The 26,917-nt window shown below is 70.8% G+C and carries 27 protein-coding genes; 17 read left to right on the top strand and 10 right to left on the bottom strand.

Going from position 1 to position 26,917, the window contains the following annotated elements; translation table 11 throughout:
* Positions 1–29 precede the first annotated feature (29 nt).
* Positions 30–1,811, bottom strand: coding sequence for an FAD-binding dehydrogenase (locus tag ACFYXF_RS34400; RefSeq protein WP_389355641.1), 1,782 nt, complete (start codon positions 1,809–1,811; stop codon positions 30–32).
* A 243-nt stretch (positions 1,812–2,054) separates the two neighbouring features.
* Here ACFYXF_RS34400 and ACFYXF_RS34395 point away from each other — a divergent pair, with 243 nt between their 5' ends.
* The 3 genes from ACFYXF_RS34395 (at position 2,055) to ACFYXF_RS34385 (ending at position 6,808) form a co-directional block, all read left to right on the top strand.
* Complete coding sequence (locus ACFYXF_RS34395) at positions 2,055–3,389, top strand: PucR family transcriptional regulator (protein ID WP_389355639.1); 1,335 nt, start codon at positions 2,055–2,057, stop codon at positions 3,387–3,389.
* Positions 3,390–3,476: 87 nt separating this feature from the next.
* The gene (locus ACFYXF_RS34390) at positions 3,477–4,409 is read left to right on the top strand and encodes a glycosyltransferase family 2 protein (RefSeq protein WP_389355637.1); all 933 of its coding nucleotides are present in this window, start codon (positions 3,477–3,479) and stop codon (positions 4,407–4,409) included.
* A gap of 272 nt (positions 4,410–4,681) precedes the next feature.
* A complete protein-coding gene (locus tag ACFYXF_RS34385) occupies positions 4,682–6,808 on the top strand; it encodes a BTAD domain-containing putative transcriptional regulator (protein ID WP_389355635.1) in 2,127 nt (708 codons plus the stop codon).
* A gap of 6 nt (positions 6,809–6,814) precedes the next feature.
* Here the strand turns inward: ACFYXF_RS34385 and ACFYXF_RS34380 are convergent, their stop codons facing one another.
* Both ACFYXF_RS34380 and ACFYXF_RS34375 read right to left on the bottom strand, forming a co-directional pair.
* Positions 6,815–8,539, bottom strand: a complete 1,725-nt coding sequence (locus ACFYXF_RS34380) for a bifunctional 3'-5' exonuclease/DNA polymerase (RefSeq protein ID WP_389355993.1) — start codon at positions 8,537–8,539, stop codon at positions 6,815–6,817.
* A 58-nt stretch (positions 8,540–8,597) separates the two neighbouring features.
* Positions 8,598–9,356 (bottom strand): Clp protease N-terminal domain-containing protein, encoded by a 759-nt coding sequence (locus ACFYXF_RS34375; RefSeq protein WP_389355634.1) that lies wholly within the window; start codon positions 9,354–9,356, stop codon positions 8,598–8,600.
* A gap of 80 nt (positions 9,357–9,436) precedes the next feature.
* Between ACFYXF_RS34375 and ACFYXF_RS34370 the strand changes: the two genes are divergently transcribed.
* On the top strand, positions 9,437–10,579 hold the full coding sequence (locus tag ACFYXF_RS34370; protein WP_389355632.1) for a DUF2786 domain-containing protein: 1,143 nt from the start codon (positions 9,437–9,439) through the stop codon (positions 10,577–10,579).
* A gap of 477 nt (positions 10,580–11,056) precedes the next feature.
* Here the strand turns inward: ACFYXF_RS34370 and ACFYXF_RS34365 are convergent, their stop codons facing one another.
* The 3 genes from ACFYXF_RS34365 to rpmB form a co-directional block, all read right to left on the bottom strand.
* On the bottom strand, positions 11,057–11,599 hold the full coding sequence (locus ACFYXF_RS34365) for a hypothetical protein (protein ID WP_389355630.1): 543 nt from the start codon (positions 11,597–11,599) through the stop codon (positions 11,057–11,059).
* A gap of 66 nt (positions 11,600–11,665) precedes the next feature.
* Positions 11,666–11,971: a 30S ribosomal protein S14 gene (rpsN, locus tag ACFYXF_RS34360; protein ID WP_389355628.1), complete on the bottom strand. Its 306-nt coding sequence runs from the start codon at positions 11,969–11,971 to the stop codon at positions 11,666–11,668.
* Positions 11,972–12,008: 37 nt separating this feature from the next.
* Positions 12,009–12,245 (bottom strand): 50S ribosomal protein L28, encoded by a 237-nt coding sequence (gene rpmB, locus ACFYXF_RS34355; protein WP_319291850.1) that lies wholly within the window; start codon positions 12,243–12,245, stop codon positions 12,009–12,011.
* A 61-nt stretch (positions 12,246–12,306) separates the two neighbouring features.
* On the opposite strand from rpmB, the gene rpmG reads away from it, so the two are divergent.
* From rpmG to ACFYXF_RS34330, 5 genes are all read left to right on the top strand, one after another.
* Positions 12,307–12,471 (top strand): 50S ribosomal protein L33, encoded by a 165-nt coding sequence (rpmG, locus tag ACFYXF_RS34350; RefSeq protein WP_015658813.1) that lies wholly within the window; start codon positions 12,307–12,309, stop codon positions 12,469–12,471.
* Positions 12,472–12,479: 8 nt separating this feature from the next.
* Positions 12,480–12,728: a type B 50S ribosomal protein L31 gene (locus ACFYXF_RS34345; RefSeq protein ID WP_105970889.1), complete on the top strand. Its 249-nt coding sequence runs from the start codon at positions 12,480–12,482 to the stop codon at positions 12,726–12,728.
* 10 nt (positions 12,729–12,738) lie between these two features.
* Positions 12,739–14,013, top strand: coding sequence for a CobW family GTP-binding protein (locus ACFYXF_RS34340; protein WP_389355626.1), 1,275 nt, complete (start codon positions 12,739–12,741; stop codon positions 14,011–14,013).
* Positions 14,014–14,020: 7 nt separating this feature from the next.
* A complete protein-coding gene (gene rpsR / locus ACFYXF_RS34335) occupies positions 14,021–14,254 on the top strand; it encodes a 30S ribosomal protein S18 (RefSeq protein ID WP_389355624.1) in 234 nt (77 codons plus the stop codon).
* Positions 14,255–14,535: 281 nt separating this feature from the next.
* Positions 14,536–14,811, top strand: a complete 276-nt coding sequence (locus tag ACFYXF_RS34330) for a DUF397 domain-containing protein (RefSeq protein WP_389355623.1) — start codon at positions 14,536–14,538, stop codon at positions 14,809–14,811.
* A gap of 105 nt (positions 14,812–14,916) precedes the next feature.
* Here the strand turns inward: ACFYXF_RS34330 and ACFYXF_RS34325 are convergent, their stop codons facing one another.
* Complete coding sequence (locus ACFYXF_RS34325) at positions 14,917–15,426, bottom strand: ATP-binding protein (protein WP_389355622.1); 510 nt, start codon at positions 15,424–15,426, stop codon at positions 14,917–14,919.
* A 346-nt stretch (positions 15,427–15,772) separates the two neighbouring features.
* On the opposite strand from ACFYXF_RS34325, the gene ACFYXF_RS34320 reads away from it, so the two are divergent.
* From ACFYXF_RS34320 to ACFYXF_RS34295, 6 genes are all read left to right on the top strand, one after another.
* Entirely contained in the window at positions 15,773–16,597 is an 825-nt protein-coding gene (locus ACFYXF_RS34320; protein WP_369034109.1) for a helix-turn-helix domain-containing protein, read from the top strand.
* 103 nt (positions 16,598–16,700) lie between these two features.
* Positions 16,701–18,170 carry an aldehyde dehydrogenase family protein gene (locus ACFYXF_RS34315; protein WP_389355621.1) on the top strand — a complete coding sequence of 490 codons (1,470 nt, stop codon included), beginning with the start codon at positions 16,701–16,703 and terminating at the stop codon, positions 18,168–18,170.
* Between the two features lie 119 nt (positions 18,171–18,289).
* Positions 18,290–18,838, top strand: coding sequence for a DinB family protein (locus ACFYXF_RS34310; protein WP_389355619.1), 549 nt, complete (start codon positions 18,290–18,292; stop codon positions 18,836–18,838).
* Between the two features lie 24 nt (positions 18,839–18,862).
* Positions 18,863–19,504, top strand: a complete 642-nt coding sequence (locus ACFYXF_RS34305; RefSeq protein ID WP_389355617.1) for a PadR family transcriptional regulator — start codon at positions 18,863–18,865, stop codon at positions 19,502–19,504.
* Between the two features lie 90 nt (positions 19,505–19,594).
* Positions 19,595–20,551 carry an ATP-binding cassette domain-containing protein gene (locus tag ACFYXF_RS34300; RefSeq protein ID WP_389355991.1) on the top strand — a complete coding sequence of 319 codons (957 nt, stop codon included), beginning with the start codon at positions 19,595–19,597 and terminating at the stop codon, positions 20,549–20,551.
* Positions 20,552–20,583: 32 nt separating this feature from the next.
* Positions 20,584–21,348, top strand: coding sequence for an ABC transporter permease (locus ACFYXF_RS34295; protein WP_389355989.1), 765 nt, complete (start codon positions 20,584–20,586; stop codon positions 21,346–21,348).
* A gap of 87 nt (positions 21,349–21,435) precedes the next feature.
* Here the strand turns inward: ACFYXF_RS34295 and ACFYXF_RS34290 are convergent, their stop codons facing one another.
* Positions 21,436–22,863: a glutamate decarboxylase gene (locus tag ACFYXF_RS34290; protein ID WP_389355615.1), complete on the bottom strand. Its 1,428-nt coding sequence runs from the start codon at positions 22,861–22,863 to the stop codon at positions 21,436–21,438.
* Between the two features lie 88 nt (positions 22,864–22,951).
* Between ACFYXF_RS34290 and ACFYXF_RS34285 the strand changes: the two genes are divergently transcribed.
* Positions 22,952–23,713: a MerR family transcriptional regulator gene (locus tag ACFYXF_RS34285; RefSeq protein ID WP_389355613.1), complete on the top strand. Its 762-nt coding sequence runs from the start codon at positions 22,952–22,954 to the stop codon at positions 23,711–23,713.
* Positions 23,714–23,742: 29 nt separating this feature from the next.
* On the opposite strand, the gene ACFYXF_RS34280 is transcribed toward ACFYXF_RS34285, so the two are convergent.
* Positions 23,743–24,108, bottom strand: coding sequence for a YbjQ family protein (locus ACFYXF_RS34280; RefSeq protein ID WP_389355611.1), 366 nt, complete (start codon positions 24,106–24,108; stop codon positions 23,743–23,745).
* Between the two features lie 160 nt (positions 24,109–24,268).
* Between ACFYXF_RS34280 and ACFYXF_RS34275 the strand changes: the two genes are divergently transcribed.
* The gene (locus tag ACFYXF_RS34275; RefSeq protein ID WP_389355609.1) at positions 24,269–25,117 is read left to right on the top strand and encodes a DedA family protein; all 849 of its coding nucleotides are present in this window, start codon (positions 24,269–24,271) and stop codon (positions 25,115–25,117) included.
* Between the two features lie 107 nt (positions 25,118–25,224).
* On the opposite strand, the gene ACFYXF_RS34270 is transcribed toward ACFYXF_RS34275, so the two are convergent.
* The gene (locus ACFYXF_RS34270; protein ID WP_389355987.1) at positions 25,225–26,898 is read right to left on the bottom strand and encodes a threonine/serine exporter ThrE family protein; all 1,674 of its coding nucleotides are present in this window, start codon (positions 26,896–26,898) and stop codon (positions 25,225–25,227) included.
* Between the last annotated feature and the right edge of the window lie 19 nt (positions 26,899–26,917).

Raw genomic sequence — 26,917 nt, 5'->3', positions numbered from 1 at the left:
GGACCGCACCCAAGGGACCTGAAGGACAGTCAGGCGGTGGCCGCAGCCGCCGCCCTCCCCGCCTGCCGCCCAGAGAACAGGCACCCACCGAGGAACGTCCCCTCCAGCGACCGATACCCATGCACCCCGCCACCCCCGAACCCCGCGACCTCCCCAGCCGCATACAACCCGGGAACCGGCGCCCCGGCAGCATCGAGAACCCGCCCCGACAGATCGGTCTGAAGCCCGCCGAGCGTCTTGCGCGTCAGGATGTTGAGCCGCACAGCGATCAGCGGCCCGGCGGACGAGTCCAGAATCTTGTGCGCCGACGCCGTACGACTGAGCACGTCCCCGGGATACGAGAGCGCGTTCCGGATACCCATGACCTGCGCGTCCTTGCTGTACGCGTTGTCGATCTCCCGATCCCGAGCCTCGATCTGCCGCTGCAGCGAGGCGAGGTCGATCAGACTCGTCCCGGTCAGCTTGTTCATGCCCCGCACCAGCTCGGACAGCGTCTCGGAGACGATGAAGTCCTCGCCGTACTTCTTGAACCGCTCCAGCGGCTCCGGTGTCTGCCAGATGCGCGAGAGCAGCATCCAGATGTCCTTGTTGGTGAGGTCGGGGTTCTGTTCGGATCCCGAGAGCGCGAACTCTTTCGCGAGGATCTTCTGGGTCGTCACGAACCACGAGTAGTCGTAGCCGGTGTCGACGATCGACTTGAGGGTGTGGAGGGTGTCGTACCCCGGCATGTCGGGCGCGGAGAACCGCTTGCCCGTCGCGTCGAACCACATCGAGGACGGCCCGGGCAGGATCCGGATGCCGTGGCCCGCCCAGATCGGGTCGTAGTTCTTGATGCCCTCCGTGTAGTGCCACATCCGGTCCGGGTTGACGATCCGCCCGCCCGCCTTCTCGGTGATCCCGAGCATCCGCCCGTCCACGTGCGCGGGCACACCCGTGATCATCGACTTGGGCGCGTTGCCCATCCGGGCCGGCCAGTTGGCCCGTACGAGATCGTGGTTGGCGCCGATACCGCCGGACGTCACGATCACCACCTCGGCGCTCAGGTCGAAGCTGCCGACCACCGTCCGCGAACTGGCCTTGCCCCGCGCGGCGGTACTCGCTTCGAGAACCGCGCCGCGTACGCCGGTGACGACGCCGTTCGTCCGCACGATCTCGTCCACGCGATGACGGTGCTTGAACGTCACCAGCCCGTTCGCCACCGCCGCCCGCACCTTCTTCTCGAACGGTTCCACCACGGCGGGACCCGTACCCCAGGTGACGTGGAAGCGCGGTACGGAGTTGCCGTGGCCGTCCGCGAGACCGCCACCGCGCTCCGCCCAGCCGACCATCGGGAACCACTGCATCCCGAGGCCCGCCAGCCAGGACCGCTTCTCGCCGGACGCGAAGTCGACGTACGACTCCGCCCACTTGTAGGCCCAGTAGTCCTGGCCCAGCGGGTCGTCGACGCCCCGGTCGAAGCCGGCCGTGCCCAGCCAGTCCTGCCAGGCCAGTTCCTGCGAGTCGTTGACGCCCATCAGGCCCTGCTCGACGGAGTCGACGAAGAACAGCCCGCCGAACGACCAGAACGCCTGGCCGCCGAGGTTGGTCTCCGGTTCCTGGTCGAGCAGCAGCACCTTGCGGCCCGCGGCGGCGAGTTCGGCTGTGGCGACCAGCCCGGCGAGACCGTGGCCGACGACGATCGCGTCGGCGGACGTGGCCGCCGCCGAGGCCCCGAAGGCCGTACCCGTCTGGGTGAGGGCGGTGGCGGCGACCGCGCCGCCGGCCAGGGTCAGGGCCCGGCGGCGGCTGACCGGGTCAGTCAAGTGCTCCATGGGGGTGCCTTCCGGGAGGACGTACGGCGGATGCGGGTGCGAGTGCGGATGCAGACACGAATGCGCACGCACGGGCGTGTGGGGCGTCCGCGCGAAGGGTGTGTTTCTGGCGAGCCTGGGGTTACCGTCGGTAGCGCCCAGGGAATCAGGTCGGTACGACAGCGCGGTAGTAGCCGGGAGCCAACGCGTCCGACCCTCCGTTGTGTCCCGGCGACACCGCACCGACGCGGAAGGGGGAGGCCCATGACGGTCCTCACCGACGTCACCGAGCGGTCCGGAAGGCCCGACCGCGAGACCGTCGCCGAGGTGCTGCGCGCCATGGCCGCCGACGCGGACGTCCAGGGCGAACTCGTGCACGCGGCCCGGTCGCACTCTCCCGAGGTGGCCCGGCTCGCCGAGGCGGAGACCCACTGGCACGTCACCGCCATGATCAACGCGGCCGGCGCCTGGCTGGGCGACACGGACCTCGGTGAACGCGGCCTCGGTGCAAGGGACAGCGGTACAGGGAGCAGCGGTACAGGGGTCAGCGACGAACACGGCATCGACGCCCAGGACTTCGCCGCCGCCCTCCTCCTCGGCGCCGACCGCGCAGCCCAGGGCGTGCCGATGACCGCCGTACTGCGCGGAGTCCAGGCCGCGCACACCCGCGCCGTCGAGATCACCGTCGACCGCTGCCGCTCGGCCGGGGTCCCCGACGCCGCGCTGCTCACCGCGGTCCTGCGCCTCAAGGAGTACGGCGACGCCCTTCAACGGCATGTCGTCCACGGCTACCGCGCCGCCGAGTGGGACCCCCCGCGCGCCCTCGGCGAGACCCGGGCGCGACTGCTCCGCCGGCTCCTCGTCGAGGGCGAACCACCGCCCGCCGCCGAGGAGTTGACGCGGGCCGGGCTGCGCCAGGGCGCCGTACGCCACCTCCTGGTCGCCGATCCCGGCGGCGACCCCGCCCGCACCCGACGCCTGGCCCACCGGCTCGCCGCCCTGCGCGGCTGCCTCTTCGGCATGCTCGACGGTCGGCTGGTGGGCCTGTACCCACGGCTCCCCGCGGGCGAGCGGATCGACGACGGGGACACAGAAGGGGAGGGGGAGTGGGGCGAGAACGGTGACGGTACGGAGGGCGGCGGGCCGCTGGTCGTGGTCTCACCGGCCGTACCGCTGGACGGACTTCGGGCGGCGCACGGCCTCTGCGTCCGCGCCCTCGCCCTGGGCCCTCGTCCGCACCCCGGCGTGTACGAACTCACCGAGCTGGCCGCCGAGATCGCCCTCGCCGACCAGCCGCTGCTGGGCGCCTGGCTCAGCGCCCATCTGCTCGCGGACCTGGACCCCCGGGACGACTTCCACCGTCAGATAGCGGTCACCGCTCTCACATTTCTCGATCACGGTCGCCGCCTCGACCGGACGGCGGCTACCCTGTTCACCCACCCCAACACCGTCCGCTACCGCCTCGCCCGTCTCCAGCAGCTCACCGGTGAGTCCCTGACCGACGATCTGCCGGGCATCTCCTCCGGGCCGTTGGGTACGTTGCACTGGTGGTGGGCGCTGCGGACGTGGCTGGAGTCCGGCCCCGCCCGGGAGTCGTAGGGTGCTGTGCAAGGGTGTTATGGAGAAGAGACGTACTTAATGCGTACTTAATACATCCTTACTGTAAACAGATAGCATCCGACCGCGATGGTGGACGTCGGCGGCCGGAACGAGGTGGGTCTGGTGGGTGGCATGACGGTGGAGCCGCGTATCGCGGTGGCCGTGGTGACCATGGGAAACCGGCCCGCTGCGCTGAACGCGCTGCTGGAGTCGATCGCCAAGCAGGACCTCGCCCCCGACCGCATCGTGCTCGTCGGCAACGGCTGTCCGCTCCCCGAACTCCCCGGCCTCTCCGGCGAGGTCACCACCATCGAGGTCGACGAGAACCTCGGCTGTCCGGGCGGCCGCAACGTGGCGCTGGCCCGGCTGCGGGAGTTCGGCGACATCGACGTCGTGGTCGACCTCGACGACGACGGCCTCCTCGTCGATCCCGATGTGCTCAGCCGCGTACGGGACCTGTACGCCGCCGACCCCCGGCTCGGCATCGTCGGCTTCCGCATCGCCGACGAGAACGGCGTGACCCAGCGCCGGCACGTGCCCCGGCCCGGCGCGGGCGACCCGATGCTCGGCGGGTACGTCACCCAGTTCCTCGGCGGCGGCCACGCCCTGCGCATGGAGATGCTCGACGAGACCGGCGACTGGCCGGCCGCCTTCTTCTTCGCGCACGAGGAGACCGACCTCGCCTGGCGGGCCGTCGACGCCGACTGGAAGATCCTCTACGAACCGCGTCTCCTGCTCCGCCACCCCAGCACCTCGCCCGCGCGGCACGCCATCTACCACCGGGTCACCGCCCGCAACCGGGTCTGGCTGGTCCGCCGTCGGCTGCCGTTGCCGCTGATCCCGGTGCACCTGGCCGTCTGGATCGCGATCACCGTCCTGCGGGCCCGCTCCACGGGCGCGCTGCGGGCCTGGTTCGCCGGCTTCGCGGAGGGCCTGCGCGAACCGGCGGGCGAGCGCCGCCCGATGAGCTGGCGAACGGTGTGGAGACTGACGCGACTGGGCCGTCCACCGATCCTGTGAACCACATGAACCACATGAACCACATGAACCAGTGATCCTGTGAACCGAGTGGTCCCGTGAGGTCCGCGATACGAGGGCCCCGGCCGTCACCTCTGGCGACCGGGGCCCTCTCGCGTACCCGGATCCGGTCGCGACGGCGACACTCCCCCGAGCTGCGCGATCCACGCGCGCACCCTCGGACCGGCTCCGTTGAGGTGATCACATCAGGCCACGCCAACAAATCGCTAACATGTGCGTCCGGCAAGCGGACGAGACGGCAATGGGGCGAGAACATGCGGCGCGGTCTGCGGTTCGGACTGCTGGGCGCGCCGGTCCTGTACGACTTCGACGTCCCCAACGGCCGTACGGGCAACGGAATTCAGCCGATCGGCGGCGCCAAGGTACGCACCCTGCTCGCCGCCCTGCTCCTCGAACCCGGCCGGGTCGTCCCGGTCGAGGCGCTCAAGGACGCGCTGTGGGGCGGGGCCCCGCCGGCCTCCGCACAGGCCTCGCTGCACAACCACGTGGCCCGACTGCGCCGCCGCCTCGACGATCCGACACGCCTCCGAGCGGTCCCGCCCGGCTACCTACTGCGGGTAGGCCCGGGCGAGTTGGACGTCCACGTCTTCCACGCACACGTCGAACGGGCGCGGGCGGCGCACGCCAACCAGGACTGGCGCCGAGTCCTGGGGGAGTGCGCATCGGCCCTGGCCCTGTGGCGCGGCACGCCACCGCCCGAGACGGTCGGCTACGCCTTCACCCAACGCCTGACGGAGGCTCACTTCCTCCTCCTGGAATGGCGCTACGACGCGGAACTGCACATCGGCGGCCCCCGACTGGCAGCCCTGGTCCCGGAGTTGACGGCCCTGGCGGCCGAACACCCCCTGCGCGAGTCCTACCACCGCCAACTCATGCTCGCCCTCCACCGCACAGGCCGCCGAGCCGAATCCCTCGCGGTCCACCGCGACTTGCGCAACCGGCTACTGGAGGAACTGGGGGTGGAACCGGGGGAGGCCGTGCGGGCGGCGCATGTGGAGGTGCTGCGGGTTCCGGGGGGTCCGGTGGGGTCGGTGAAGTGGGTTGGGGGTTCGGGCGGTCCGGCGGGTCCGGCAGGACTGGGGAGTCCGGCGGATCGGGAGAGTCCGGCGGGGTCGGGCGGTCCGGCGGACTCCGAGGGGGCAGCGGCTCAGGGCGGCGCTGCGACGCCCGCCGACCTCGCGGTTCCTTACGTCCCCGCACAGCCGACGTCGGGTTCGGCCCCGCGACCGGCTCCCGCCCCGCCACCACGATCCGCCCCGACACCGCGAGCAGCCGCGTCGGCACCGGAACCGTCCCCCATGCCCCACCCCGCCCAACTCCCCCCACCCCCGACCCACTTCACCGGCCGCACCGCACTCGCCGAAGCCCTGTGCCGGACCCTCACCCCGGAGAGGCACCCCGGCCCCGAGGACGTCACGCCCATCGCTCCCGTGGCGGTGATCCACGGCATGCCCGGCGTCGGCAAGAGCGCCCTCGCGCTGCACGCCGCCCACACCCTCCGGGACCGCTTCCCCGACGGCCAGCTGTACCTCGACCTGCACGGCACCACTCCCGGTCCCGGCACACCCCCGCTCACCCCTTCCCACGCCCTCACCGCATTACTGCGCGACCTCGGCGCCGAGCCACTCCGTATCCCCGAACACCCGGACGCGGCAGCCGCGTTGCTGCGCTCCCTGCTCGCACCGACACGCACGCTGATGGTCCTGGACGACGCCCGACACGCCGCGCAGATACGGCCGTTGCTCCCGGCGGGCCCCGGCTGCGCGGTGATCGTCACCAGCGGGTCCCCGCTGACCGCCCTCGACGGTGCCCGCCGCTTCCCCCTCACCCCCCTGACCGCCACGGAGAGCGCCGAGTTGCTGCGCGCCGTCTCCGGACGGGACGGTCTCGACGCCGCACACCCCCTCGTCGAACTCACCGGCCGCCTCCCGCTCGCCCTGCGCGTCGTGGCCGCCCGGCTCGCCGCCCGCCAGGCCCTCACCCCGGACCTGCTCGCCGGTCAACTGGCCGCCGCCATCAGCAGGTTGCCGTATCTGGAGTACGACGACCTGAGCGTCCGCCGTTCCCTGGCCGGCGCCCACGACGCGCTGCACACCTCCGCCCACGAGGCCGACCGCGACGCCGCCCTCGCCCTGCGCCGCATCGGCACCCTCGACCTCCCCTCGTACGACATCCAGCTCCTCGCCCGCCTCACCGAGACCGACGAACACCGCGCCGAGGCGGCCCTGGACCGCCTGACCGACGTGGCACTCCTGGAGGAGACGGCGTACGGCCACTACGCGCCCCACGACCTGGTCCGTGACTTCGCCCGCGAACTGGCCGAGGCCGAAGCGCCGGGCGAAGCGGCGGTCGATGCCCAGGCCACCGGACGGCGGGGTTGACGCGCGTCACTTGGCGTCGGCATAGCACTCCACCACCGCCGTACTGAACGGAAACCGCACCGGCGTCTCCCCGAACGTCAGCCGCCCCGCCAGCTCCGCCGCCTCCCGGATCGCCGCCACGACCGTCTCCGCCTCCTCCTCGGGACAGTGCACGATCACCTCGTCGTGCTGGAAGAAGACCAGCTCGGCCGCCATCCCCGCACAGGTCCGGCGCAGCGCGGCGAGCAGCAGCAGCGTCCAGTCGGCGGCGCTGCCCTGGACGACGAAGTTGCGCGCGAAGCGGCCCCGGGCACGGGAGTTGGAGGAGGCGTACCCGGGAACCCATTCCTGAGCCCCCGCCCCGGCTCCAGCCCCTGCCTGGTCGGCGCCCTCGTCCTCCGAGAGCGGGATGCCGGCCTCCTCCACCGAGTCGTCGCCGGTCCGCACGGCCGGGGGACACGTACGCCCCAGCCAGGTCCGTACGAGCCGCCCCTCCTCTCCCGCACGGGCGGCCTCGTCGACGTACGCCACCGCCTTCGGGAACCGGCGTCTGAGCGCGGCGAGGTTCTTGAGGCCGTCCCCGGACGTCTGCCCGTACACCGCGCCCAGCACGGCGAGCTTGGCCTGCTCCCGGTCACCGGAGAACGCCCGCTCGGAGACCGACTTGTACAGGTCGGTCTCCCGCCCCGCGACCTCCATCAGCCCGGGGTCGCGCGAGATGGCGGCCAGCACCCGCGGCTCCATCTGGTCGGCGTCGGCGACCACGAGCCGCCACCCCGGGTCGGCGACCACGGCCCGCCGGATCACCTTGGGGATCTGCAGCCCGCCCCCGCCGTTGGTGACCCAGCGCCCGGTGACCGTCCCGCCCGCGAGGAACTCGGGCCGGAACCGCCCGTCCCGCACCCAGTCCTGAAGCCAGGACCAGCCGTGCGCGACCCAGATGCGATACAGCTTCTTGTACTCGACGAGCGGCTTCACAGCAGCATGATCAAGGCTCTCGATCTCCCATCTCCGCGTCGACCGCACCTTGATCCCGGCCTGTGCGAAGGCCTTGACGACATCGGCGGGCAGATCCGGCCGCACCCGCCGCCCGAACGCCGCCGACACCTCGTCCGCCAGCTCGGCGAGCCGCCGGGGCTCACCACCGCCCGCGTACCGCTCGCCCAGCAGTTCGTGGAGCAGCTCCCGATGGACGTCCGCCCGCCACGGCAGCCCCGCAGCGTTCATCTCGGCGGCCACCAGCATCCCCGCCGACTCGGCGGCCGTCAGCAGCCGCATCCGCTCCGGGTGCGCGGTCGCGTCGTGCCGGCGCTGCTGATCGGCGTACACCTCCAGCAGATCCGCCAGCGGCAGCCGGACGCTCTGCGGCTCGAACAGCGGCGACTGCGCGCCGGGCTCGGCGGCCCGCTGCGGCGGATCCGGCGGTACGGGACCACCGCGCAGCCGGCCCAGGGCCGCCGCCGCGGACCGGGGCTCGCCGAGCCGCCCCTCGTGCCCGAGCAGCAGTGTCTCGGCGTCCTCGATGTCGTAGCACCGCTCTACTCGCACCCCCGTGGCGAGCAGCCGTGGATAGACCTCGGCGGTGGACCGCCACACCCACCGCGTGACCTCCGGCCGGTCACGGACGGCCGCGCCGAGATCCCGCTCCCGCCGCACCGGCCCGGCGGGCAGCCCGTCCGGACCGAGGGGGGCGATCTCCACGCCACCGTCCTCGGCCGGAGCGAGCGCCCACCGCTCGACCGTGTCCGCCATGCCTGCCATGTCCGAGAGTGTGGCAGGAGGGTCTGACAACGCCCCTGACCTGGGCTTTTCAGCCCTTCCCTGCGTCCTTCCCTGCGCCCTCCCCCTCGAAGTCCACCTTGATCTTGGCGAGGGCCGCGACGACGTACTCCTCGGTCGCCGCCTTGGTGAGACCGGCGCCGGACAGCACTCCCTCGCCGTTCTCGAACTCCAGCAGGGCGAGCAGGATGTGCTCGGTGCCGACGTAGTTGTGGCCCAGGCGCAGGGCCTCGCGGAAGGTGAGTTCGAGGGATTTCTTCGCGTTGGCGTCGAAGGGGATGAGGGCCGGGTCGTTCTCGCCGCGTGGCGGGAGACCGGCGGTCGCGGCCTCGCGCACGCTGTCCAGGGAGACGCCCTGCGCGGTGATCGCCTTCGCCCCGAGGCTCTCCGGGTCGCCGAGGAGGCCGAGGATCAGGTGCTCGGTGCGGATCTGGTCGTTGCCGGCGGCCCTGGCCCCTTCCTGGGAGAGGACCACCACGCTCCTGGCCCGTGGCGTGAAGCGGCTGAAGCCCTGGCTCGGGTCGAGGTCCGACTCGCCCTTCGGCACGAACCGCTTCTGCGCGGCCTGCCGGGTGACGCCCATGCTCCTGCCGATGTCGGTCCAGGAGGCCCCGGAGCGTCGTGCCTGGTCCACGAAGTGCCCGATCAGGTGATCGGCCACCTCCCCGAGGTGATCGGCGGCGATCACCGCGTCCTGGAGCTGTTCGAGGGCGTCGGTGTGGACTTTCTTGATGGCCTCGATGAGGTCGTCGAGGCGTACGGAGGCCCGGACGGGCTCGTTCGTCGTCATGTGTCAACCGTAGGTTGGCAGTGGTGGACTGTCAACCAAGAGTTGACACTCGAAGTCGGCGGACATGGCACGATCGACGGGTGACCAGCAGCACCGGCAACACCGTCGAACAAGCTTTCAAGGCGGCCCTGTACGCCGACACGGACACGTCCCTCGACACGGGCGCGTCCCTCCTCGCCGCCGACCCGACGGCGGACGCCGAACTCGCCCGCCGGGGCGAGGAGTTCGTGGCGTCGGCCTGGCGCCGGGGCTGGCAGCCGGCGGATGTCGTACGCCTGGTCCGGCGCGAACTGGACGAGGCACACGTACGCGCGGTGTCGACCCTGATCGTCACCCAGGCCCGCAATGACCGCGCCCGGGACCGCCGCTGGACGGCACAACTGACCGACCTGCGTACGGAGACCACGCCCCCCGCGGCCCGCGTGGACCGCTTCACCCACGCGACGACGGTCCTGGAGCTGTACCGCCTCCTACTGACACTGCCGACGCTGGAGCCCTTGGACGGCGGGTCGCCCGGAGGTACGGCGGCTCGCCCGGAGTCCCGGATGCTGCCCCGAATCCGCGCGCTGCTGGCGAAGGCGGAGGCGACGGGTTTCCCGGAGGAGGCGGAGGCGCTGAGCGCGAAGGCCCAGGAACTGATGGCCAGGCACAGCATCGACGAGGCCCTGCTGGCGGCCGGCGCCCCCGTACCCGACGCCCCGCGCGCGTGCCGCCTGGGCGTGGACGCGCCGTACGAGGAGGCGAAGGCGGTCCTGCTCCACGCGGTGGCCGACGCGAACCGCTGCCGAGCGGTGTGGAACGAGGCGCTGGGCTTCTCGACGGTGGTGGGCTTCGAGCCGGACCTGGAGACGGTGGAACTCCTGTACACGTCGCTGCTGGTGCAGGCCGCGACGGCGATGACGAGGGCGGAGGCGGCGCAGCGGGCGCAGGGCCGCAGGCGCACGAAGACATTCCGCCAGTCCTTCTTGGCGGCGTACGCCCACAAGATGGGCGCACGCCTGGAGGCGGCGGCAGCGCAAACTCCGGCGCCGGAGACCGCCGACTCCCTGCTCCCGATCCTGGCGACCCGGGATCTGGCGGTCACGGCCCACCTGACCAACCTGTTCCCGACGACAACGACAACGCGCCTGAGGGGCGTATCGGACGAGGCAGGCTGGACAGAGGGCACCCGGGCGGCATCCCAGGCATCCCTACACAACCACCAACGCCTACCGGGCGCCTAGGGCGCCTTGTCCGGCTGCGGCCCGGCGGGGGCTGGTCGCGCGGTTCCTCGCGCCCCTGAAAACCTCGCCTGTCCCGATCCGTTTGGCTGCGGGTCGGTGGGGGTTGAGCGCGCAGTTCCCCGCGCCCCTGACGGGGCCCAGCGGGCCGGAGCTTGCAGGCGCCGAGCCGCGCGTCCAGCTCGCCCGCTGTTGGGCGGCACCCATCGTGACGGCGCCCGCAAACCTGCCTGGCCGCGGGCCCGCGCGCCGTTGGGCGGTGCCTGTCAATCCGCCTAGCTGCGGGCGCGCTTGCCATCGGGCGGTGCCCATCCTGGCGGCTCCCGCCCGACCCACCCAGCTGCGGGCATGCGTGCCGCTAAGGGCGGCTCCCGTCCCACCGAGAGCGGCACCCCGTACAGCGCCGGGTTGCGCGACCCACCCGAGGTTCACGTCAACCAGGGGTGCCTTAAGACACCGCCCGCCCCCGGAGGGACCCCCTCAGGAGGACCCCAGCCCCGCCGTAGGCAACCCAGACGGAAGCTGCCCGCCCTCCGCCTTCGTGTACGTCTCCGTCCCGAGCCCGCTCTCCCACGTCACCTTCATCGACGTCCCGTCGACGGAGTCGACCATCCCCTCGGCCCGGTCCTTGTTCCCGTCGGAGCACGTGAGCCGGATCATCTGCATCCCCGTCTCCTTGCCCGCCGTACCGCTGCAGACCATCCCCCCGGTCGCGAACAACCCCGCCTTCGCCCCGGTGACCACCAACGCCACGGCACTCCCCTTGCTGGTGGTCAACCAACTGCCCACCAACGCACTGTCCACCGCGGTCGTACCGCCACCGCCACCGCCCGAGCCGGAGTCCGAGGCGGAGGGCGACGGCGAAGCGGACGCGGCCGACGAGCCCGTACCGCCGCTCGCCGCCCCGCCGTCCGACCCCCCGTCACCACTGCACCCGGCCAGCAACACCACCCCGGCCACCCCGGCCGCCGAGACCACGCCAGCCCTGCGCACCAGCCCGCGCGCGTACAACACCGAAGTCACCGGGAAGCTCCCAACCAGTAGCCGCCGGCAAGAGCCGTCACGACCGCACGACACGACCGCAGCAAGCTACCAGGACGATTTGCGAACCCCTGGGAGGAACCCCGCATGCGCCTGTGAACGCAGGCTCACCCGGGACAACCCGAACGCCCGGAAGTACCCGCGGGGCCGCCCGTCCACCTGGTCCCGGTTCCGCACGCGCGTCGCACTCGCATCCCGTGGCTGCCGTTCCAGCTCCCGCCGCGCGGCCACGCGCTCCGCCTCCGTCGACGACGGCCGCCTGATGATCTCCTTCAGCTCGGCCCGCCGCTCCGCGTACCGCGCGACGATCTCCTGCCGCTTCCCGTTCTTCGCGATCTTGCTCTTCTTCGCCATGCCGCTACTCCCTTACCCCTTCTGCCCTTCCGACCCCTCAGACCCTGACCCCACGCGCCCGGATCCGGGCCACCGCCGCCTCGACCCCGATCGTGTCCACGGTCTTGATCCCCTTCGTGCTCAGCCGGAGCCGCACATGCCTCCCCTCGCTCGGCAGCCAGTACCGCTTCGACTGGATGTTGGGGTTGAAACGGCGCGACGTACGCCGGTGCGAGTGGCTGATGTTGTTGCCGAAGCCCGGCTGGGCGCCGGTCAGCATGCAGTGGGCGGACAAGGTGACGCACCTCTCTCGATCAGGTTGTGCAAATGGAAGTCGTTTTCAGTAAGATATCAGCATGGCTCGCAACGAACTCCGGCCGGTCATCAAGCTCCGGTCCACGGCCGGGACCGGCTTCACCTACGTCACCCGCAAGAACCGCCGCAACGACCCGGACCGTATGACCCTGCGCAAGTACGACCCGGTCGCCGGCCGCCACGTCGACTTCCGAGAGGAGCGCTGATCAGCGCCATGCGTAAGGGAATCCACCCGGCGTACGGACCCGTCGTCTTCCGCGACCGGGCCGCGAACCACGCCTTCCTCACCCAGTCCACGATGACCAGCGAGAAGACGGTCGACTGGGAGGACGGCAACACCTACCCCGTCGTCGACGTCGAGATCTCGAACATCAGCCACCCCTTCTACACCGGCACGGCCCGCGTCCTGGACACGGCCGGCCGCGTGGAGCGCTTCGAGCGCCGGTACGGCAAGAAGGGCTGAGGGACCACACGTGCAGGCGCACAAGCATGAGCACGAGCCTTCCGGACCGGCTCACGAACTCTCCGTGGCGATCGTCGGCGGACTCCACGCCGACGCCCGCAAGGCGGCCGTGGCCCGGCTGCTCGTCGACGTCCCCGGCAGCGTCGTACTCCACCACGACCTCGCCACGGCCGTCGCCGGCACGGTCGTCCGGACCGTCAGCGACGCGAGCGGCATCCTCTCCGCGGGAGAGGCGCCGCTGGTCAACGACTGTGCGTGCTGTGCCCTGCGCGAGGACCTCGTCCCGGAGCTGCGGCGGCTCGCGGACGCCGGGCTGACCCGGCTGGCGATCGTCGAACTGTGGGACTCCGTCGAGCCCAAGGCGATGGCCGAGGTGGTGACGGCCGGCGGCCTCACGGTCACCGGCGTCATCACCGCCGTCGACCCGGCACTGCTGCTGCCGTACCTCGGCAACGGCGACGACCTGGCTGAACGCGGCCTCGCCGCCGCGGCCACCGACCAGCGCACCGTCGCGGACACCTTCGCCCGCCAGCTGGAGTACGCCACCGTCCTCGCCCTCGTCGACTCCCCGGATGCCGACGACGAGGACCGCGAGCTGCTCGCCCAGCTCCACCCGACAGCCCGCCAGGTCCCCGTAACGGGCGGCCACCCAGGGGACCTGGCAGGCCCCGCAGCTGCGCCCACACCCGCAGAAGCAGAAGCAGAATCCCGTGCAGGCGGCGCGCCACTCTCGCCCCTCGCCCCACTCTCCCCTCTCGCCTCCGCCGCCCTCGCCGGATTCGACGTCGAGGCCGCCGCCGCTGCCCAGCACCCGGCGTGCGCCCTGCTGCCCGCCGAGGCCGACGCGCACGGCGTGTCCACCTTCGTCTGGCACCGGCGCCGCCCCTTCCACCCGGAGCGGCTGTACGAGGCGCTGGAGGACCTGACCTGTGCCGCCGCGCGCAGCCGGGGCCGGTTCTGGCTCGCCGACCACCCGGACACGCTGCTCCACTGGGACGCGGCGGGCGGTGCGCTGTGCGTGGAGAGCGCGGGCCCCTGGCTCGCCTCGCTCCCGGACGCCGCCTGGGACATGGTCCCGCCGGTGCGCCGGGCCGCCGCCGCCCTCGACTGGCACCCCGAGCACGGCGACTGCTGCCAGCACCTGGTGTTCACGTCCCCGGGCCTCGACCGCGACGGACTCGCCGAGCTGCTGGAGTCCTGCCTGCTCACCGATGCCGAGTACGCCGGTGGCCGGGCCGCCTGGAAGCGTCTGCCGCCCGCCTTCGACACCCTCCTGGAGGTCTGACCCCGCCATGGCCCGCAAGATCGAACGCAAGCCCGTCAAGGCCCGCCCCAACCCGCTGGACGCCGCCAAGATCACGTACATCGACTACAAGGACACGGATCTGCTGCGGAAGTTCATCTCCGACCGGGGCAAGATCCGCAGCCGCCGGGTCACCCGCGTCTCGGCCCAGCAGCAGCGGCTGCTCGCCCGCGCGATCAAGAACGCCCGGGAGATGGCGCTGCTGCCGTACGTGTCCCGCTAGCCCCACGCGTCCCTTCAGCCTCGTACCCCCGCCTCCATTTGTCCCAGGAGGTGGGGGTACGGGCGTGCGCGGGCCCCTGAGTGGAACGCGTAGGGGCGCGCGTGCGTCAAGGTGGGTAGCGGCGCGAACACCCCGCGTGCACGTGCATCTGACCGTGCGCATGCGCATGCATACGCCCGTGCATACGTCCATGCGTCTGCACGTGAACAGAGTTATGATCCGGGTCAGTTGACCACTGCATCAATGGCCTCACCAGCCAGTGCACCACCAGGGAGCGACCTGTGGACCACGACGTGTACGACGTTGGCGTAGCCGATGAGTCCGCCGTGTACAACGGCATGGCCGCCGCCGGGCTGGACGGCGTCGCCTGGCAGAAGAGCCGGCACAGCAACTCGCAGGGTTCCTGCGTCGAGTTCGCCCGGCTGCCCGGCGGCGAGGTGGCGGTACGCAACTCCCGCTTCCCCGACGGTCCGGCGCTCGTCTACACGCGCGCCGAGATCGAGGCGATGCTCCTCGGCATCAAGGACGGCGAGTTCGACCACCTGATCGCGAGCTGACCGCCCCGCGTCCGGCCCGGCACCGAAGCCGGCCGAAGCGGGGCGTAACCGCTGATCAACTCACGGTGACGCGCGTAGAACCGGGACCCGAAAAAACGCCCCGCCTCACTCCGCGGAATGCAGCCGGAACAGCGCCCAGACGACCTTTCCGCCGAGCGTGCCGGAGAGCGGGTGCCAGCCCCAGCTGTCGCTGAACGAGTCGACCAGGAACAGCCCGCGCCCCGACTCGGCCGAGAAGTCCTCCGAGAACTCCTCGGCGTCGTACGTCACCGGACTCTCCCGGCTCGGATCGCGCACCGCGCACACCAGCCGCTCGGTCCAGCGCATCAGATGCAGCCGTACGGGCGGCTCCTGGGCCGGCGAGAGCTGGGTGTCCTTGGGCACCGCGTGCCGCAGGGCGTTGGTGACCAGCTCGGAGACGACCAGACAGACGTCGTCGAAGCGGTCGCCGATGTCCCACTGGGCGAGTGTTCTGCGACTGAACTGCCGTGCCTCGCGCACGGCTTCGTAGCGGGCGGGCAGCGCGCACGACGCCGCGTTGGACACGGTGGCGGGATCCAGTGGCGGAAGGCCCTGCCTTAACGGCTCGAGCATGGTTGATCCATTCGTCCCCATGCGAGGCACTCCCGGGAGATCGCGGTCGTTGCGAAGCAGTCATTGCGTTGCAGCGGTGGCGCGAGACCATGGTTTCCGATGCGTACGGCGGATGCAAGGGCAGATGCACGTGCACGCGCCCCAATTGGACCCTCCCGTACCGCTTCTTGGTCATTTTTTCCGCCAACTTTTCACCTCTGGCCGGTCTTCCCCTTGCCCCATCCTGTGCGTACGCTCTGACGTCTTCCCATTTGAGTAACCGGACGAGTACTGCTCGGAGTGTTTTAGTGGCAGACTGCGGCCCCTGGAGAGGTTGGGGAGGTTGTCGAACGTGAGCGCGGGAGAGCCGGGATCGGTGGTGCGGCGCATGCTGCTCGGATCACACCTGAGGCGACTGCGTGAGGCACGGGGGATCACGCGGGAGGCGGCGGGTTACTCGATCCGCGCCTCCGAATCGAAGATCAGTCGTATGGAGCTGGGACGGGTGAGCTTCAAGACACGGGACGTCGAGGACCTGCTGACGCTGTACGGCGTGAGCGACGAGGCCGAGCGCAACGCGCTCCTCTCCCTCGCCAGGGAGGCCAACGTCGCCGGCTGGTGGCACAGTTACTCGGACGTCCTGCCGAGCTGGTTCCCCACCTATGTGGGCCTGGAGGGCGCGGCCTCGCTGATCCGCGCCTACGAAGTCCAGTTCGTGCACGGCCTGTTGCAGACCGAGGCCTACGCGCACGCGGTCGTCGGACGCGGCATGAAGGGCGCGAGCCCCGATGACATCGAGCGCCGGGTCGCGCTGCGCCTGGAGCGGCAGAAGAACCTCCTCTCCGACGGCGGCGCGGAGTTCCACGTCGTCCTGGACGAGGCGGCCCTGCGCCGTCCGTACGGCGACCGCGAGGTGATGCGAGGCCAGCTCCAGCATCTGATCGAGGTCTCCGAGCGGCCCAACGTACGGCTGCAGATCATGCCGTTCGGCTTCGGCGGGCACGCGGGCGAGAGCGGCGCGTTCACCATCCTGAGCTTCCCGGAGTCGGACCTGTCCGACGTGATCTTCCTGGAGCAGCTCACCAGCGCCCTGTACCTGGACAAGGCGGAGGACGTCACCCAGTACGAGAAGGCGATGAAGGAGCTGCAGCAGGACAGCCCCGGGCCGGCCGAGAGCAGGGACCTGCTGAGGGGCCTGTTGCAACTGTCGTAACCGGCGTGCCGGATGATCCCCCAACTCCCTTGGAACGCACGTACGATGACGTGCGATCAGACCGTGATAAGGGCTTTACGGTATTGAGGGATTGAGGGATCACATGCCAGCACCTGCGTACTACTTCACCGACCTCGCGCAGCAGTACATCGGCGGTGAGTGGCGCCCGGGCACCGGCTCCTGGGACATCATCGACTTCAACCCGTACGACGGCGAGAAGCTCGCCTCGATCACGATCGCCACGGTGGACGAGGTCGACGAGGCGTACCGCGCCGCCGCCGCGGCCCAGAAGGATTGGGCCACGACCAACCCGTACGCCCGCCGCGCGGTCTTCGAGAGAGCCCTGCGCATCATCGAGGACCGGGAGCAGGAGATCGCCGCGGCGATCATCGCCGAACTCGGCGGCACCCACCTCAAGGCCGGCTTCGAGCTGCACCTCGCCAAGGAGTTCCTGCGCGAGTCGATCCGCCTGGCGCTGACCCCCGAGGGAGAGATCATCCCCTCGCCGGTCGACGGCAAGGAGAACCGCGTCTACCGCGTCCCGGTGGGTGTGGTGGGCGTGATCAGCCCCTTCAACTTCCCCTTCCTGCTCTCCCTGAAGTCGGTCGCCCCGGCGCTCGCGCTCGGCAACGGCGTCGTCCTCAAGCCGCACCAGGACACCCCGGTGGTCGGCGGTTCCCTGGTCGCGAAGATCTTCGAGGACGCGGGCCTGCCGCCCGGCCTGCTGAACGTCGTGATCACGGACATAGCCGAGATAGGCGACGCGTTCATAGAGCACCCGGTCCCGAAGGTCATCTCCTTCACCGGTTCGGACAAGATCGGCCGCCACGTCGCGGCGGTCTGCGCCCCCCACTTCAAGAACGTGGTCCTCGAACTCGGCGGCAACAGCGCCCTGGTGGTCCTGGACGACGCGGACATCGACTACGCGGTCGACGCGGCGGTCTTCAGCCGGTACGTCCATCAGGGCCAGGTCTGCATGGCCGCCAACCGGGTCCTGGTGGACCGCTCGATCGCCGACGAGTTCACCGAGAAGTTCGTGACCAAGGTCAGGTCCCTGAAGGTGGGCGACCCGAGCGACCCCTCCACGGTCATCGGCCCGGTGATCAACTCGTCCCAGGCGGAGGCGCTCTCGGGCGTGGTGCGACGGGCACTGGAGGACGGCGCGACTGCGCTGCTGCACGGCACGACGAAGGACAACCTCGTCGAGCCCTCGGTCCTGACCGACCTCCCCGCCGACTCGCCCCTCCTCCAGCAGGAGATCTTCGGCCCGGTGGCCCTCCTCGTCCCCTTCGACGGCGAGGAGGAGGCGGTCCGCCTGGTCAACAACACGCCGTACGGCCTCAGCGGCGCCGTCCACACGGGCGACGTGGAACGCGGCATCGCCTTCGCCAAGCAGATCGACACGGGCATGTTCCACGTCAACGACGGCACGGTCCACGACGAGCCCCTGGTCGCCTTCGGCGGCGAGAAGTCCTCGGGCATCGGCCGCCTGAACGGCGAGGCGACGGTGTCGGCGTTCACGACCCAGAAGTGGATCTCGGTACAGCACGGGCGGAGCGGCTTCCCCTTCTAGCCGTTCCAGAACGTCTTGGGCGACCCGAGGGCTTTAGGACGGCACCTGTCCTAAAGCCCTCGTAGCGTCATCGGTGTCAGGCAGCAACGCCTGTACGACCCGATGAAAGGCGGCCGACCATGGTCACTCACGTCCCCACCGAGGCGCCCGGCGACGAGCGCGGAGCCCTGCTCGCGTTCATCGAGGAGCAGCGCGGCGGTATCCGGCGGGCGCTACTGGGGCTGACCGAGGAGCAGGCGGCCTCGCGTCCGAGCGCCAGCGAGCTGTCCCTCTCCGGGCTCCTCAAGCATGTCGCCGAGGTCGAGCAGGGCTGGATCGCGCGGGCCAAGGGCGAGGCGCCGGCCGTCAAGCGGGACCAGTCGAACTGGCACGAGTGTTTCGTGCTCGTCGAGGGGGAGACGGTCGCGTCACAGCTCGCGCAGTGGGAGAAGACCGCCGCCGAGACCGAGGCGTTCCTGCGGTCCGTACCGAGCCTCGACGACACCTTCTCGCTGCCGCCGGACCCGTGGTTCCCGCCGGAGGGCCGCGTCTCGATGCGCTGGCTGGCGCTGCACCTGATCCGCGAGACCGCCCGGCACGCCGGCCACGCCGACATCGTCCGCGAGTCCCTCGACGGCGCCACCGCCTTCGAGCTGGTGGCCAAGGAGCAGGGCACGAGCTGGGGCTGACGTCAAGGGTCCTACGCTGGCCCCATGTCAGCGATCCGTCTCCTCGTGCTCGGCGCGGTCCGTCAGCACGGGCGGGCCCACGGCTACCAGGTGCGCAACGACCTGGAGTACTGGGGCGCGCACGAGTGGTCCAACGCCAAGCCCGGCTCGATCTACCACGCGCTCAAGCAGATGGCCAAGCAGGGCCTGCTGCACGCGCACGAGATCGCGCCCTCCACGGCCGGCGGCCCGCCCCGCACGGAGTACGAGATCACCGACTGGGGCACCGACGAATTCCTGCGCCTGCTGCGCGAGGCCCTGACCTCGTACGACCAGAAGATGGACGTCAAGTCGGCGGCCATCGGCTTCATCGTCGACCTGCCCCGCGCCGAGGCGGTCACCCTCCTCAAGGAACGAACCCGGCGCATCGGCGAGTGGCGGGCCTCGGTCACCGAGCACTACGTCCCCGAGGACGGCCCCGAACAGCTGGGCCACATCGGCGAGATCATGAACCTCTGGATCCACACGGCCGACGCCGAGGCCGAGTGGACGCTGGGCCTGATCGCCCGGATCGAGGGCGGGGCGTACACGTTCGCGGGGGAGGGCGAGCCGTTCGTCGGAGTCCTGGCCGAGGGCGAGGCGAACCCGTACGCGACGGGGGAGAAGCACCCCGGGGACGCCAGCTAATCAAGTTTGACCAATTGCTCCGGGCGGGTTACCTTCGAAAGGTAATCAAGTTTGACTAGCGAGCTGGCTTCGTCCAGCAAGGAGGACTCCGTGGCCGACGCGGCGATCACCGTCGAAGGCGCACACAAGAAGTACGGCGACACCCAGGCACTGTCCGGACTCGACCTCCTGGTCGCCCGAGGCACGGTGCACGGCGTGCTCGGGCCGAACGGCGCGGGCAAGACGACCCTGGTCCGCATCCTGTCCACCCTGCTGCGACCCGACGGCGGCCGGGTCGAGGTGGCCGGCCACGACGTGCTGACCGAGGCCCGGCAGGTCCGCTTCCGCATCGGCCTGCTCGGCCAGCACGCGGCGCTCGACGAGGAGCTGAGCGGCCGGCAGAACCTGGAGATGTTCGGCCGCCTCTACCACCTGGGCGCCCGCCACGCGCGCGTGCGGGCCGGTGAACTCCTCGCCCGCTTCGGGCTCGCGGACACCGGCCGCAAGGCGGTCCGGCACTACAGCGGCGGAATGCGCCGCCGCCTCGACCTCGCCGCCTCCCTCATCACCGACCCGGAGGTGCTCTTCCTGGACGAACCGACGACCGGCCTCGACCCGCGCGGCCGGACGGAGGTGTGGACCGCGGTCCGCTCCCTCGTCGGCGGCGGTACGACGGTCCTGCTCACCACCCAGTACCTGGAGGAGGCCGACCAGCTCGCCGACCGAGTCTCGGTCGTCGACCGGGGCCGGGTCGTCGCCGACGGCACACCGGACGAGCTGAAGGCCCGCACGGGCGGCGACCGCATCGACGTCGTCCTGCGCGACGCGGGCCAACTGGGCGCGGCCGTCGCCCTGTTGCCCATACCCGCCGACGGCGTCTCCGTGGACCCCGACCGGCGGCTGCTGAGCGCCCCGGTCACCGACCGCATGGCGGCGCTCTCCGGGGTCGTACGGGCCCTTGAGGCGGCCGGGATCGAGGCCGAGGACATCGCCCTGCGGCGCCCGACACTGGACGAGGTGTTCCTGGACCTCACCGGCGGCGACGAACGGACGAAGGAGGCCGCGTGACGACGTACGAGATGAGCGGTGCTCCGGCCCTGATGCCGGGCACGCGCGCGTTGACCGACTGCTGGACCATGACCCGCCGCGAACTCGCCCATTGGGCGCGGCAGCCGGTCCAGGTGCTCGTCGGGCTGGTCTTCCCGGTGATGCTGCTGCTGATGTTCGGCTACCTGGTCGGCGGCGGCCGGGAGGTGAGCGGGGACTACGTCGACTACCTGGTCCCCGGCATGCTCGTGCTCACCATGGCCTTCGGCCTGGAGGGCACGATGCTCGCCGTCACCCAGGATCTCAACAAGGGCGTGATCGACCGCTTCCGGTCGATGCCCATGGCCAACGGAGCGGTCCTGGTGGGCCGTTCGGCCGCCGACATGCTCCAGTCGGCCCTGGGGCTCGCCGTGATGCTCGCGGTGGGGTACGCGATCGGCTGGCGCGCCCACGGGGGCGTGGCGGCCCTCCTGGGGGCCGTGGGCCTGCTCCTGCTGTTCCGCTTCGCCATGTTGTGGATCGGCATCCAGCTGGCCATGGTCGCCGGGAAGCCGGAACTGGTGCAGGCGGTCCAGATCCTGGTCTGGCCGGTCGGCTTCCTGTCCAACGCCTTCGCCACCCCCGAGTCCATGCCGGGCTGGCTGGGCACGGCCGTCCAATGGAACCCGATGTCCCAGACGGCCACCGCGGTACGCGACCTGCTCGGCAACCCGGGCGGCGAACCGGGCCACCTCTGGGCGGCCGTCGCCTGGCCACTGGCCCTGCTGGCGGTCTTCTTCCCGCTGGCGGTACGGAGGTTCGGCCGCCTGAGCAGCTGAGGGCTCCGCCGGACGGTGCGGAAACCGTGGGCCGGTGGGGGCTGGTCGCGCAGTTCCCCGCGCCCCTTTCGGGGCGCGGTCGCGCACTCAGTGATGGAAACCGGTGGCCGCGTCCTTGTCCCGGGTGGACGGATGCGGCTGCCGGCGCAGTTCCGGCAGCAGCCGTTCCAGGTCCTCCACGAACAGCTCGGCGAGGTCCGCGGAGAACCCGTTGCGGCACACGACCCGCAGTACGGAGAGGTCCTGCCGGTTCTCCGGGAAGGTGTACGCGGGCACCAGCCAGCCCCGTTCGCGCAGCCGCCGCGAGACGTCGAAGACGTCGTACGCGGTCACGTCCGCCCCGGTCGTGAAGGCGAACACGGGCAGCTCGTCGCCCCGGGTGAGCATCCGGAAGTCGCCCAGCTCCTCGATCCTCCTGGCGAGAGAGCACGCCACATCGCGCGTGGACTGCTGCACCGCCCGGTAGCCGTCGCGGCCCAGCCGCAGGAACGTGTAGTACTGCGCGACCACCTGGGCCCCGGGGCGCGAGAAGTTGAGCGCGAACGTCGGCATGTCGCCGCCCAGATAGTTGACGCGGAAGACCAGCTCCTCGGGGAGCGCCTCCTTGTCCCGCCACAGCGCCCAGCCGACGCCCGGGTAGACCAGCCCGTACTTGTGCCCCGAGGTGTTGATCGAGGCCACGCGCGGCAGCCGGAAGTCCCACACCAGGTCCTCGTCGAGAAAGGGCGCCACCATGGCCCCTGAGGCCCCGTCGACGTGCACGGGGATGTCGAGCCCGGTCCGCTCCTGGAGGGCGTCCAGGGCCTCGCACAGCCCCGCGATGGGCTCGTACGACCCGTCGAAGGTCGACCCGAGGATTCCGACGACCCCGATGGTGTTCTCGTCGCACAGCTCGGCCGCCGCCTGCGGGTCGATGTGGAACCGGTCGCCCTCCATGGGCACCAGACGCGGCTCCACCTCCCAGAAGTTGCAGAACTTGTCCCAGCAGACCTGCACATTGACGCCCATGACGAGGTTCGGCCGGACGTCCCGGGCCGGATACCGGTCGGCGTTGCGCGCCGCCCACCGCCGCTTCAGCGCCATCCCGGCGAGCATGCACGCCTCACTCGAACCGGTGGTCGAACAGCCCACCGCGGCGGCCGGATCGGGCGCGTTCCACAGATCGGCGAGCATCGCCACACAGCGCCGCTCCAGCTCGGCGGTGCGCGGGTACTCGTCCTTGTCGATCATGTTCTTGTCCTGGCACTCGCCCATCAGGACGCCGGCCTGCGGCTCCATCCAGGTGGTGACGAAGGTGGCCAGGTTGAGCCGCGAGTTGCCGTCGAGCATCAGTTCGTCGTGCACGAGCTGGTACGCCGTCGTCGGCGGCAACGGCGCGTCCGGCAGCCGGTGCGTGGGCGGGGCCTCGGTCATCCCGCCGACCGGATTGGCCTCCCCGTAGAACGGGTTGACGGCGAGCCTGCGCCCGTCGCCCTTGTGGTCAGGTGCTCCGCTGTCCCCTGGGTGCAGTGGCATGTCTACGACGGTAGGTCCGGGCCGTCGGACTTGCATCTCACGTCACGTAAGGATTCATCGTGAAGGGCGTACCCAGAAGGGAGCGGAGATGAGCTACTCGGTCGGCCAGGTCGCCGGTTTCGCCGGCGTCACGGTGCGCACCCTGCACCACTACGACGAGATCGGCCTGCTCGTGCCCAGCGAGCGCAGCCACGCGGGCCACCGGCGCTACAGCGACGTCGACCTCGACCGGCTGCAGCAGATCCTGTTCTACCGGGAACTCGGCTTCCCCCTCGACGAGGTCGCCGCCCTGCTGGACGACCCGAAGGCGGACCCGCGCGCGCAGATGCGCCGTCAGCACGAGCTGCTGACCGCCCGGATCGAACGGCTCCAGAAGATGGCGGCGGCCGTGGAGCACGCCATGGAGGCACGCAGAATGGGCATCAACCTGACCCCCGAGGAGAAGTTCGAGGTCTTCGGCGACAAGGACCCGGAGGCACACGCGGAGGAGGCCGAGGCCCGCTGGGGCGGCACGGAGACGTACGCGGAGTCACAGCGCCGGGCCGCCGCCTACACCAAGGACGACTGGAAGCGCATGCAGGCCGAGGTGGCCTCCTGGGGCGAGCGCTACGACGCTCTGATGGCCGCCGGTGAGCCTCCGACCGGCGAGGCCGCCATGGCCCTGGCCGAGGAACACCGACGGCACATCACCAAGTGGTTCTACGAATGCACGTACGACATCCACAAGGGCCTCGCCGAGACATACGTCTCGGACGAGCGCTTCAAGGAGTTCTACGACTCCATGCGACCGGGCCTGGCCGAACACCTCAGGCAGGCGATCACGGCGAACGCGGCCCGGCACACCTCGTAAGGATGTCCTGGTCCCGGGGGGCTGGGGGACTACTCCCGGACCAGGACCACCGCGGTCCCGTACGCGCACACCTCCGAGCCCAGGTCCTGCGCGTCCGCCACGTCGAAGCGGAAGGCCAGCACTCCGTTGGCGCCACGCGCGCGTGCCTGCTCGATGAGCCGTTCCATGGCTTGATTGCGGCTCTCGACGAGAGTCTTCGTCAACCCCTTCAGCTCGCCGCCGATCATCGACTTCAGCCCGGCCCCGATCTGGCTGCCGAGATGCCGCGACCGCACGGTCAGCCCGAAGACCTCACCGATGACTCGCTCGACCCGGTGGCCGGGGACGTCGTTCGTCGTCACGACCAGCACGTCTGACTCCGGCCCCTGGCCGCCGCCGTACTCTTCGATGCCCATAACCTCACAGGGTGGCCCCAGTTTCCGCACAGCGCACCCCGGAGTGCCGCATGGAAGCTGTTGGAACCTGGAGGGGACTCGTTGCGTTGATAGCTTTGCCCCACCCGATTCCCCGCTCATCCCTCTGCTCATCTCTGCCAAGCCTCAGGAGCCCGGAACAGTGACGACGCTTGCCCTCGGACCGAGCTGGCTGGACCCGGACTATCTGCTGGACCAGTTCGGCATCTGGGGCCTGCTCCTGATCGTGTTCGCCGAGTCCGGTCTGCTCATCGGCTTCTTCCTGCCGGGTGACTCGCTGCTGTTCACGGCGGGCCTGCTGATCACCTCGGGCACGCTGGACTTCCCCCTGTGGGGGGCGGTCGCCCTGATCTGCGTCGCCGCGATCCTCGGTGACCAGGCGGGCTACATGTTCGGCAAGAAGGTCGGACCGTCGCTCTTCAGCCGCCCGGACTCCCGGCTCTTCAAGCAGGAGAACGTCACCAAGGCCCACGAGTTCTTCGAGAAGTACGGCCCGAAGTCCCTGGTCCTGGCCCGCTTCGTGCCCATCGTGCGCACGTTCACGCCGATCATCGCGGGCGTCAGCGGCATGAAGTACCGCTCGTTCCTCACCTTCAACGTCATCGGCGGCGTCCTGTGGGGCGCGGGCGTCACCGTGCTCGGCTCCGTGCTCGGCGACATCGAGTTCGTGAAGAAGAACATCGAGCCGATCCTGCTGCTGATCGTCTTCATCTCGGTCGTCCCGATCATCATCGAGTTCGCCCGGGCCCGCAGCAAGGCCAAGAAGAACCCGCCCCAGCAGCCCCCGGCTCCGCCGACGCAGCAGCAGTACCAGGCCCCGATGGACGACGCGACGACCCAGCTCCGCCGCATCCCCCCGACCCAGCAGCAGAACGACGACCAGGGCTACGCCCAGCAATACGCCCAGCAGTACCCGTACAACCAGGACTACGGCTACCAGCAGCAATACCCCCCGTACGGCAACCAGAACAACGGCTACCCCCAGAACTGACCCGAGCCGGGACGCGCCCCAAAGGGGCGCGGGGAACCGCGCGATCAACCACAACGAACCCGCACCCGCCGTAAGCCGGAAGCTCCCGAGCTAGCAGGCGCCCGGCATCAGAACCCGCGGGTTCGCTTGGCGGCCCGCCGTCCCCCGGCGGACCCGCTGGGCAACCTCAGGAACAACCGCGAGATCTCCGACCCGAGGTTCACCCCGATGGCGATGGCCATCGACAGCGCCGCCGCTTTCGCCAACGACACCAACCCCGCGTCCATGTCGTTCTGCGCGATCGACAACAGCCCGAAATACGTCGCCGACCCTGGCAACAGGGGCCCGATCGCCGCGGTGGTGTAAGGCAGCGCCGACGCGTACCGGTACCGCGAAAGCAACTGCCCGAACAACCCCACCAGCCCCGCCGCGACGGCGGTCGAGGCCACCGGCGAGAACCCCCCGGTGTCCTGCATCGCGCCGTACACGCTCCACGCCACACCCCCGTTGAGCGTCACGACGAGCACGGTGGATCGTTCCTGCTGGAGCATGACCGCGAAGGTCAGCGACAGCAGCATGGAGGCGCCGATCTGCAACAGCGGCTCCGCGGTCCCCAGGGCCGCGTCCGGATTGAGTTCGGCGCCGAGCTCGACCCCGAAGTACAGGATCAGCAGCACCCCGACGACGATCCCCACGAAGAAGTACATGACCTCCAGCAGGCGCGCGGACGCGGTGATGTAGAACCCGGTCAGCCCGTCCTGCACCCCCGCCACCAGCGCCCGCCCGGGCAGCAGCGCGAACAGCCCGCCGGTGATCACCGCGGACGCCTTCACGTCCACGTCCGCGAGCGTCAGCGCGACCCCCATCGCGGCCGGCGGCATCGCGGCCACCGTGAACTGGTAGAACTCCGGCAACCCCCGCCCCGCGCACAGCCACGCCAGCCGGTCGCCCAGCATCGCGCCGAGCGCCGCCGCCACGAACACGACCACGTCGCCGCCGACGAGCACGGAGGCGGCGCCCGCGAGCAGCCCGGCGGCCACGGTGAGCCCCCAGCCGGGATACGGGTGCCGGTTGCGCCGGATCTCCGCGAGGCGCCCGTAGGCCTCTTCCAGCGACGGGGCGGTCTCCGGGTCGCTCAGGTCGTCCACGAGCCGGTAGACGGCCGCCAGGCGCGTGTAGTCGGTGCCCCGGCGCCGGACCGTCCGTGACGCCGTCACGGGGTCGTCGACGAGCGAGGGCTGGTACGAGATCGACAGCAGGGTGAAGGTGACGTTCGGCTCGCAGCGGTCGAGGCCGTAGGACCGGCAGACGGCGAACATGGCCGCCTCCACGTCCTCGGCGCCCTCGCCGCCCGCGAGCAGCAGCTCGCCGATGCGCAGCGTCAGGTCGAGCACGCGCGGGACGGCGGGCCCGCCCTCCTCGGCGGCCTTCTGCAACCGCTCGGGCGCGGGCCGCTCGGCCACCGGCATCCGCAGCATCGTGCGCATCCGGTCCTGCCAGGGCACGTCCTTGGTGAGACTCACCACAGGGATACCGCTGGGCGGTGTGAACGCGGGCGCCCGGTAGGTACGCGGGGTGCTGAAGGCGGACCCTTCGCTGTCGCCCCCGGGCGGATGCGGAACGTCGAGTCCCTCCGGCAGAGCGAACTCGGAGGTGGTCTCGGACTCACCGGCGACGGGCTTCGGCGGGGCCAGCCCCTCGGGAAGCGCGAACTCGGAGGTGGTGGACGACTCCCCGTCGCCGGTGCCCGCGAAGATGCCCCTGGCCTCGTCCGACGGCGGCTTGCGGTCCTCGTCCGTCACTCCGTATCGCTCCCTGCGC

Source organism: Streptomyces sp. NPDC002680, from assembly GCF_042889145.1.
Taxonomy (GTDB): domain Bacteria; phylum Actinomycetota; class Actinomycetes; order Streptomycetales; family Streptomycetaceae; genus Streptomyces; species Streptomyces adonidis.
This window is presented reverse-complemented; position numbering and strand designations above follow the sequence as displayed.

Bases quoted from the DNA above. Each gene is read 5' to 3' on its own strand.
- ACFYXF_RS34400 (WP_389355641.1), bottom strand. From the start codon at position 1,811: ATGGAGCACTTGACTGACCCGGTCAGCCGCCGCCGGGCCCTGACCCTG.
- ACFYXF_RS34390 (WP_389355637.1), top strand. From the start codon at position 3,477: ATGGTGGACGTCGGCGGCCGGAACGAGGTGGGTCTGGTGGGTGGCATG.
- ACFYXF_RS34320 (WP_369034109.1), top strand. From the start codon at position 15,773: ATGCTGCTCGGATCACACCTGAGGCGACTGCGTGAGGCACGGGGGATC.
- ACFYXF_RS34285 (WP_389355613.1), top strand. From the start codon at position 22,952: ATGAGCTACTCGGTCGGCCAGGTCGCCGGTTTCGCCGGCGTCACGGTG.
- ACFYXF_RS34310 (WP_389355619.1), top strand. From the start codon at position 18,290: ATGGTCACTCACGTCCCCACCGAGGCGCCCGGCGACGAGCGCGGAGCC.
- rpsN (WP_389355628.1), bottom strand. From the start codon at position 11,971: ATGGCGAAGAAGAGCAAGATCGCGAAGAACGGGAAGCGGCAGGAGATC.
- rpmG (WP_015658813.1), top strand. From the start codon at position 12,307: ATGGCTCGCAACGAACTCCGGCCGGTCATCAAGCTCCGGTCCACGGCC.
- ACFYXF_RS34385 (WP_389355635.1), top strand. From the start codon at position 4,682: ATGCGGCGCGGTCTGCGGTTCGGACTGCTGGGCGCGCCGGTCCTGTAC.
- ACFYXF_RS34345 (WP_105970889.1), top strand. From the start codon at position 12,480: ATGCGTAAGGGAATCCACCCGGCGTACGGACCCGTCGTCTTCCGCGAC.
- rpsR (WP_389355624.1), top strand. From the start codon at position 14,021: ATGGCCCGCAAGATCGAACGCAAGCCCGTCAAGGCCCGCCCCAACCCG.
- ACFYXF_RS34295 (WP_389355989.1), top strand. From the start codon at position 20,584: ATGCCGGGCACGCGCGCGTTGACCGACTGCTGGACCATGACCCGCCGC.
- ACFYXF_RS34380 (WP_389355993.1), bottom strand. From the start codon at position 8,539: ATGGCGGACACGGTCGAGCGGTGGGCGCTCGCTCCGGCCGAGGACGGT.
- ACFYXF_RS34395 (WP_389355639.1), top strand. From the start codon at position 2,055: ATGACGGTCCTCACCGACGTCACCGAGCGGTCCGGAAGGCCCGACCGC.
- ACFYXF_RS34375 (WP_389355634.1), bottom strand. From the start codon at position 9,356: ATGACGACGAACGAGCCCGTCCGGGCCTCCGTACGCCTCGACGACCTC.
- ACFYXF_RS34325 (WP_389355622.1), bottom strand. From the start codon at position 15,426: ATGGGGACGAATGGATCAACCATGCTCGAGCCGTTAAGGCAGGGCCTT.
- ACFYXF_RS34315 (WP_389355621.1), top strand. From the start codon at position 16,701: ATGCCAGCACCTGCGTACTACTTCACCGACCTCGCGCAGCAGTACATC.
- ACFYXF_RS34305 (WP_389355617.1), top strand. From the start codon at position 18,863: ATGTCAGCGATCCGTCTCCTCGTGCTCGGCGCGGTCCGTCAGCACGGG.
- ACFYXF_RS34280 (WP_389355611.1), bottom strand. From the start codon at position 24,108: ATGGGCATCGAAGAGTACGGCGGCGGCCAGGGGCCGGAGTCAGACGTG.
- ACFYXF_RS34290 (WP_389355615.1), bottom strand. From the start codon at position 22,863: ATGCCACTGCACCCAGGGGACAGCGGAGCACCTGACCACAAGGGCGAC.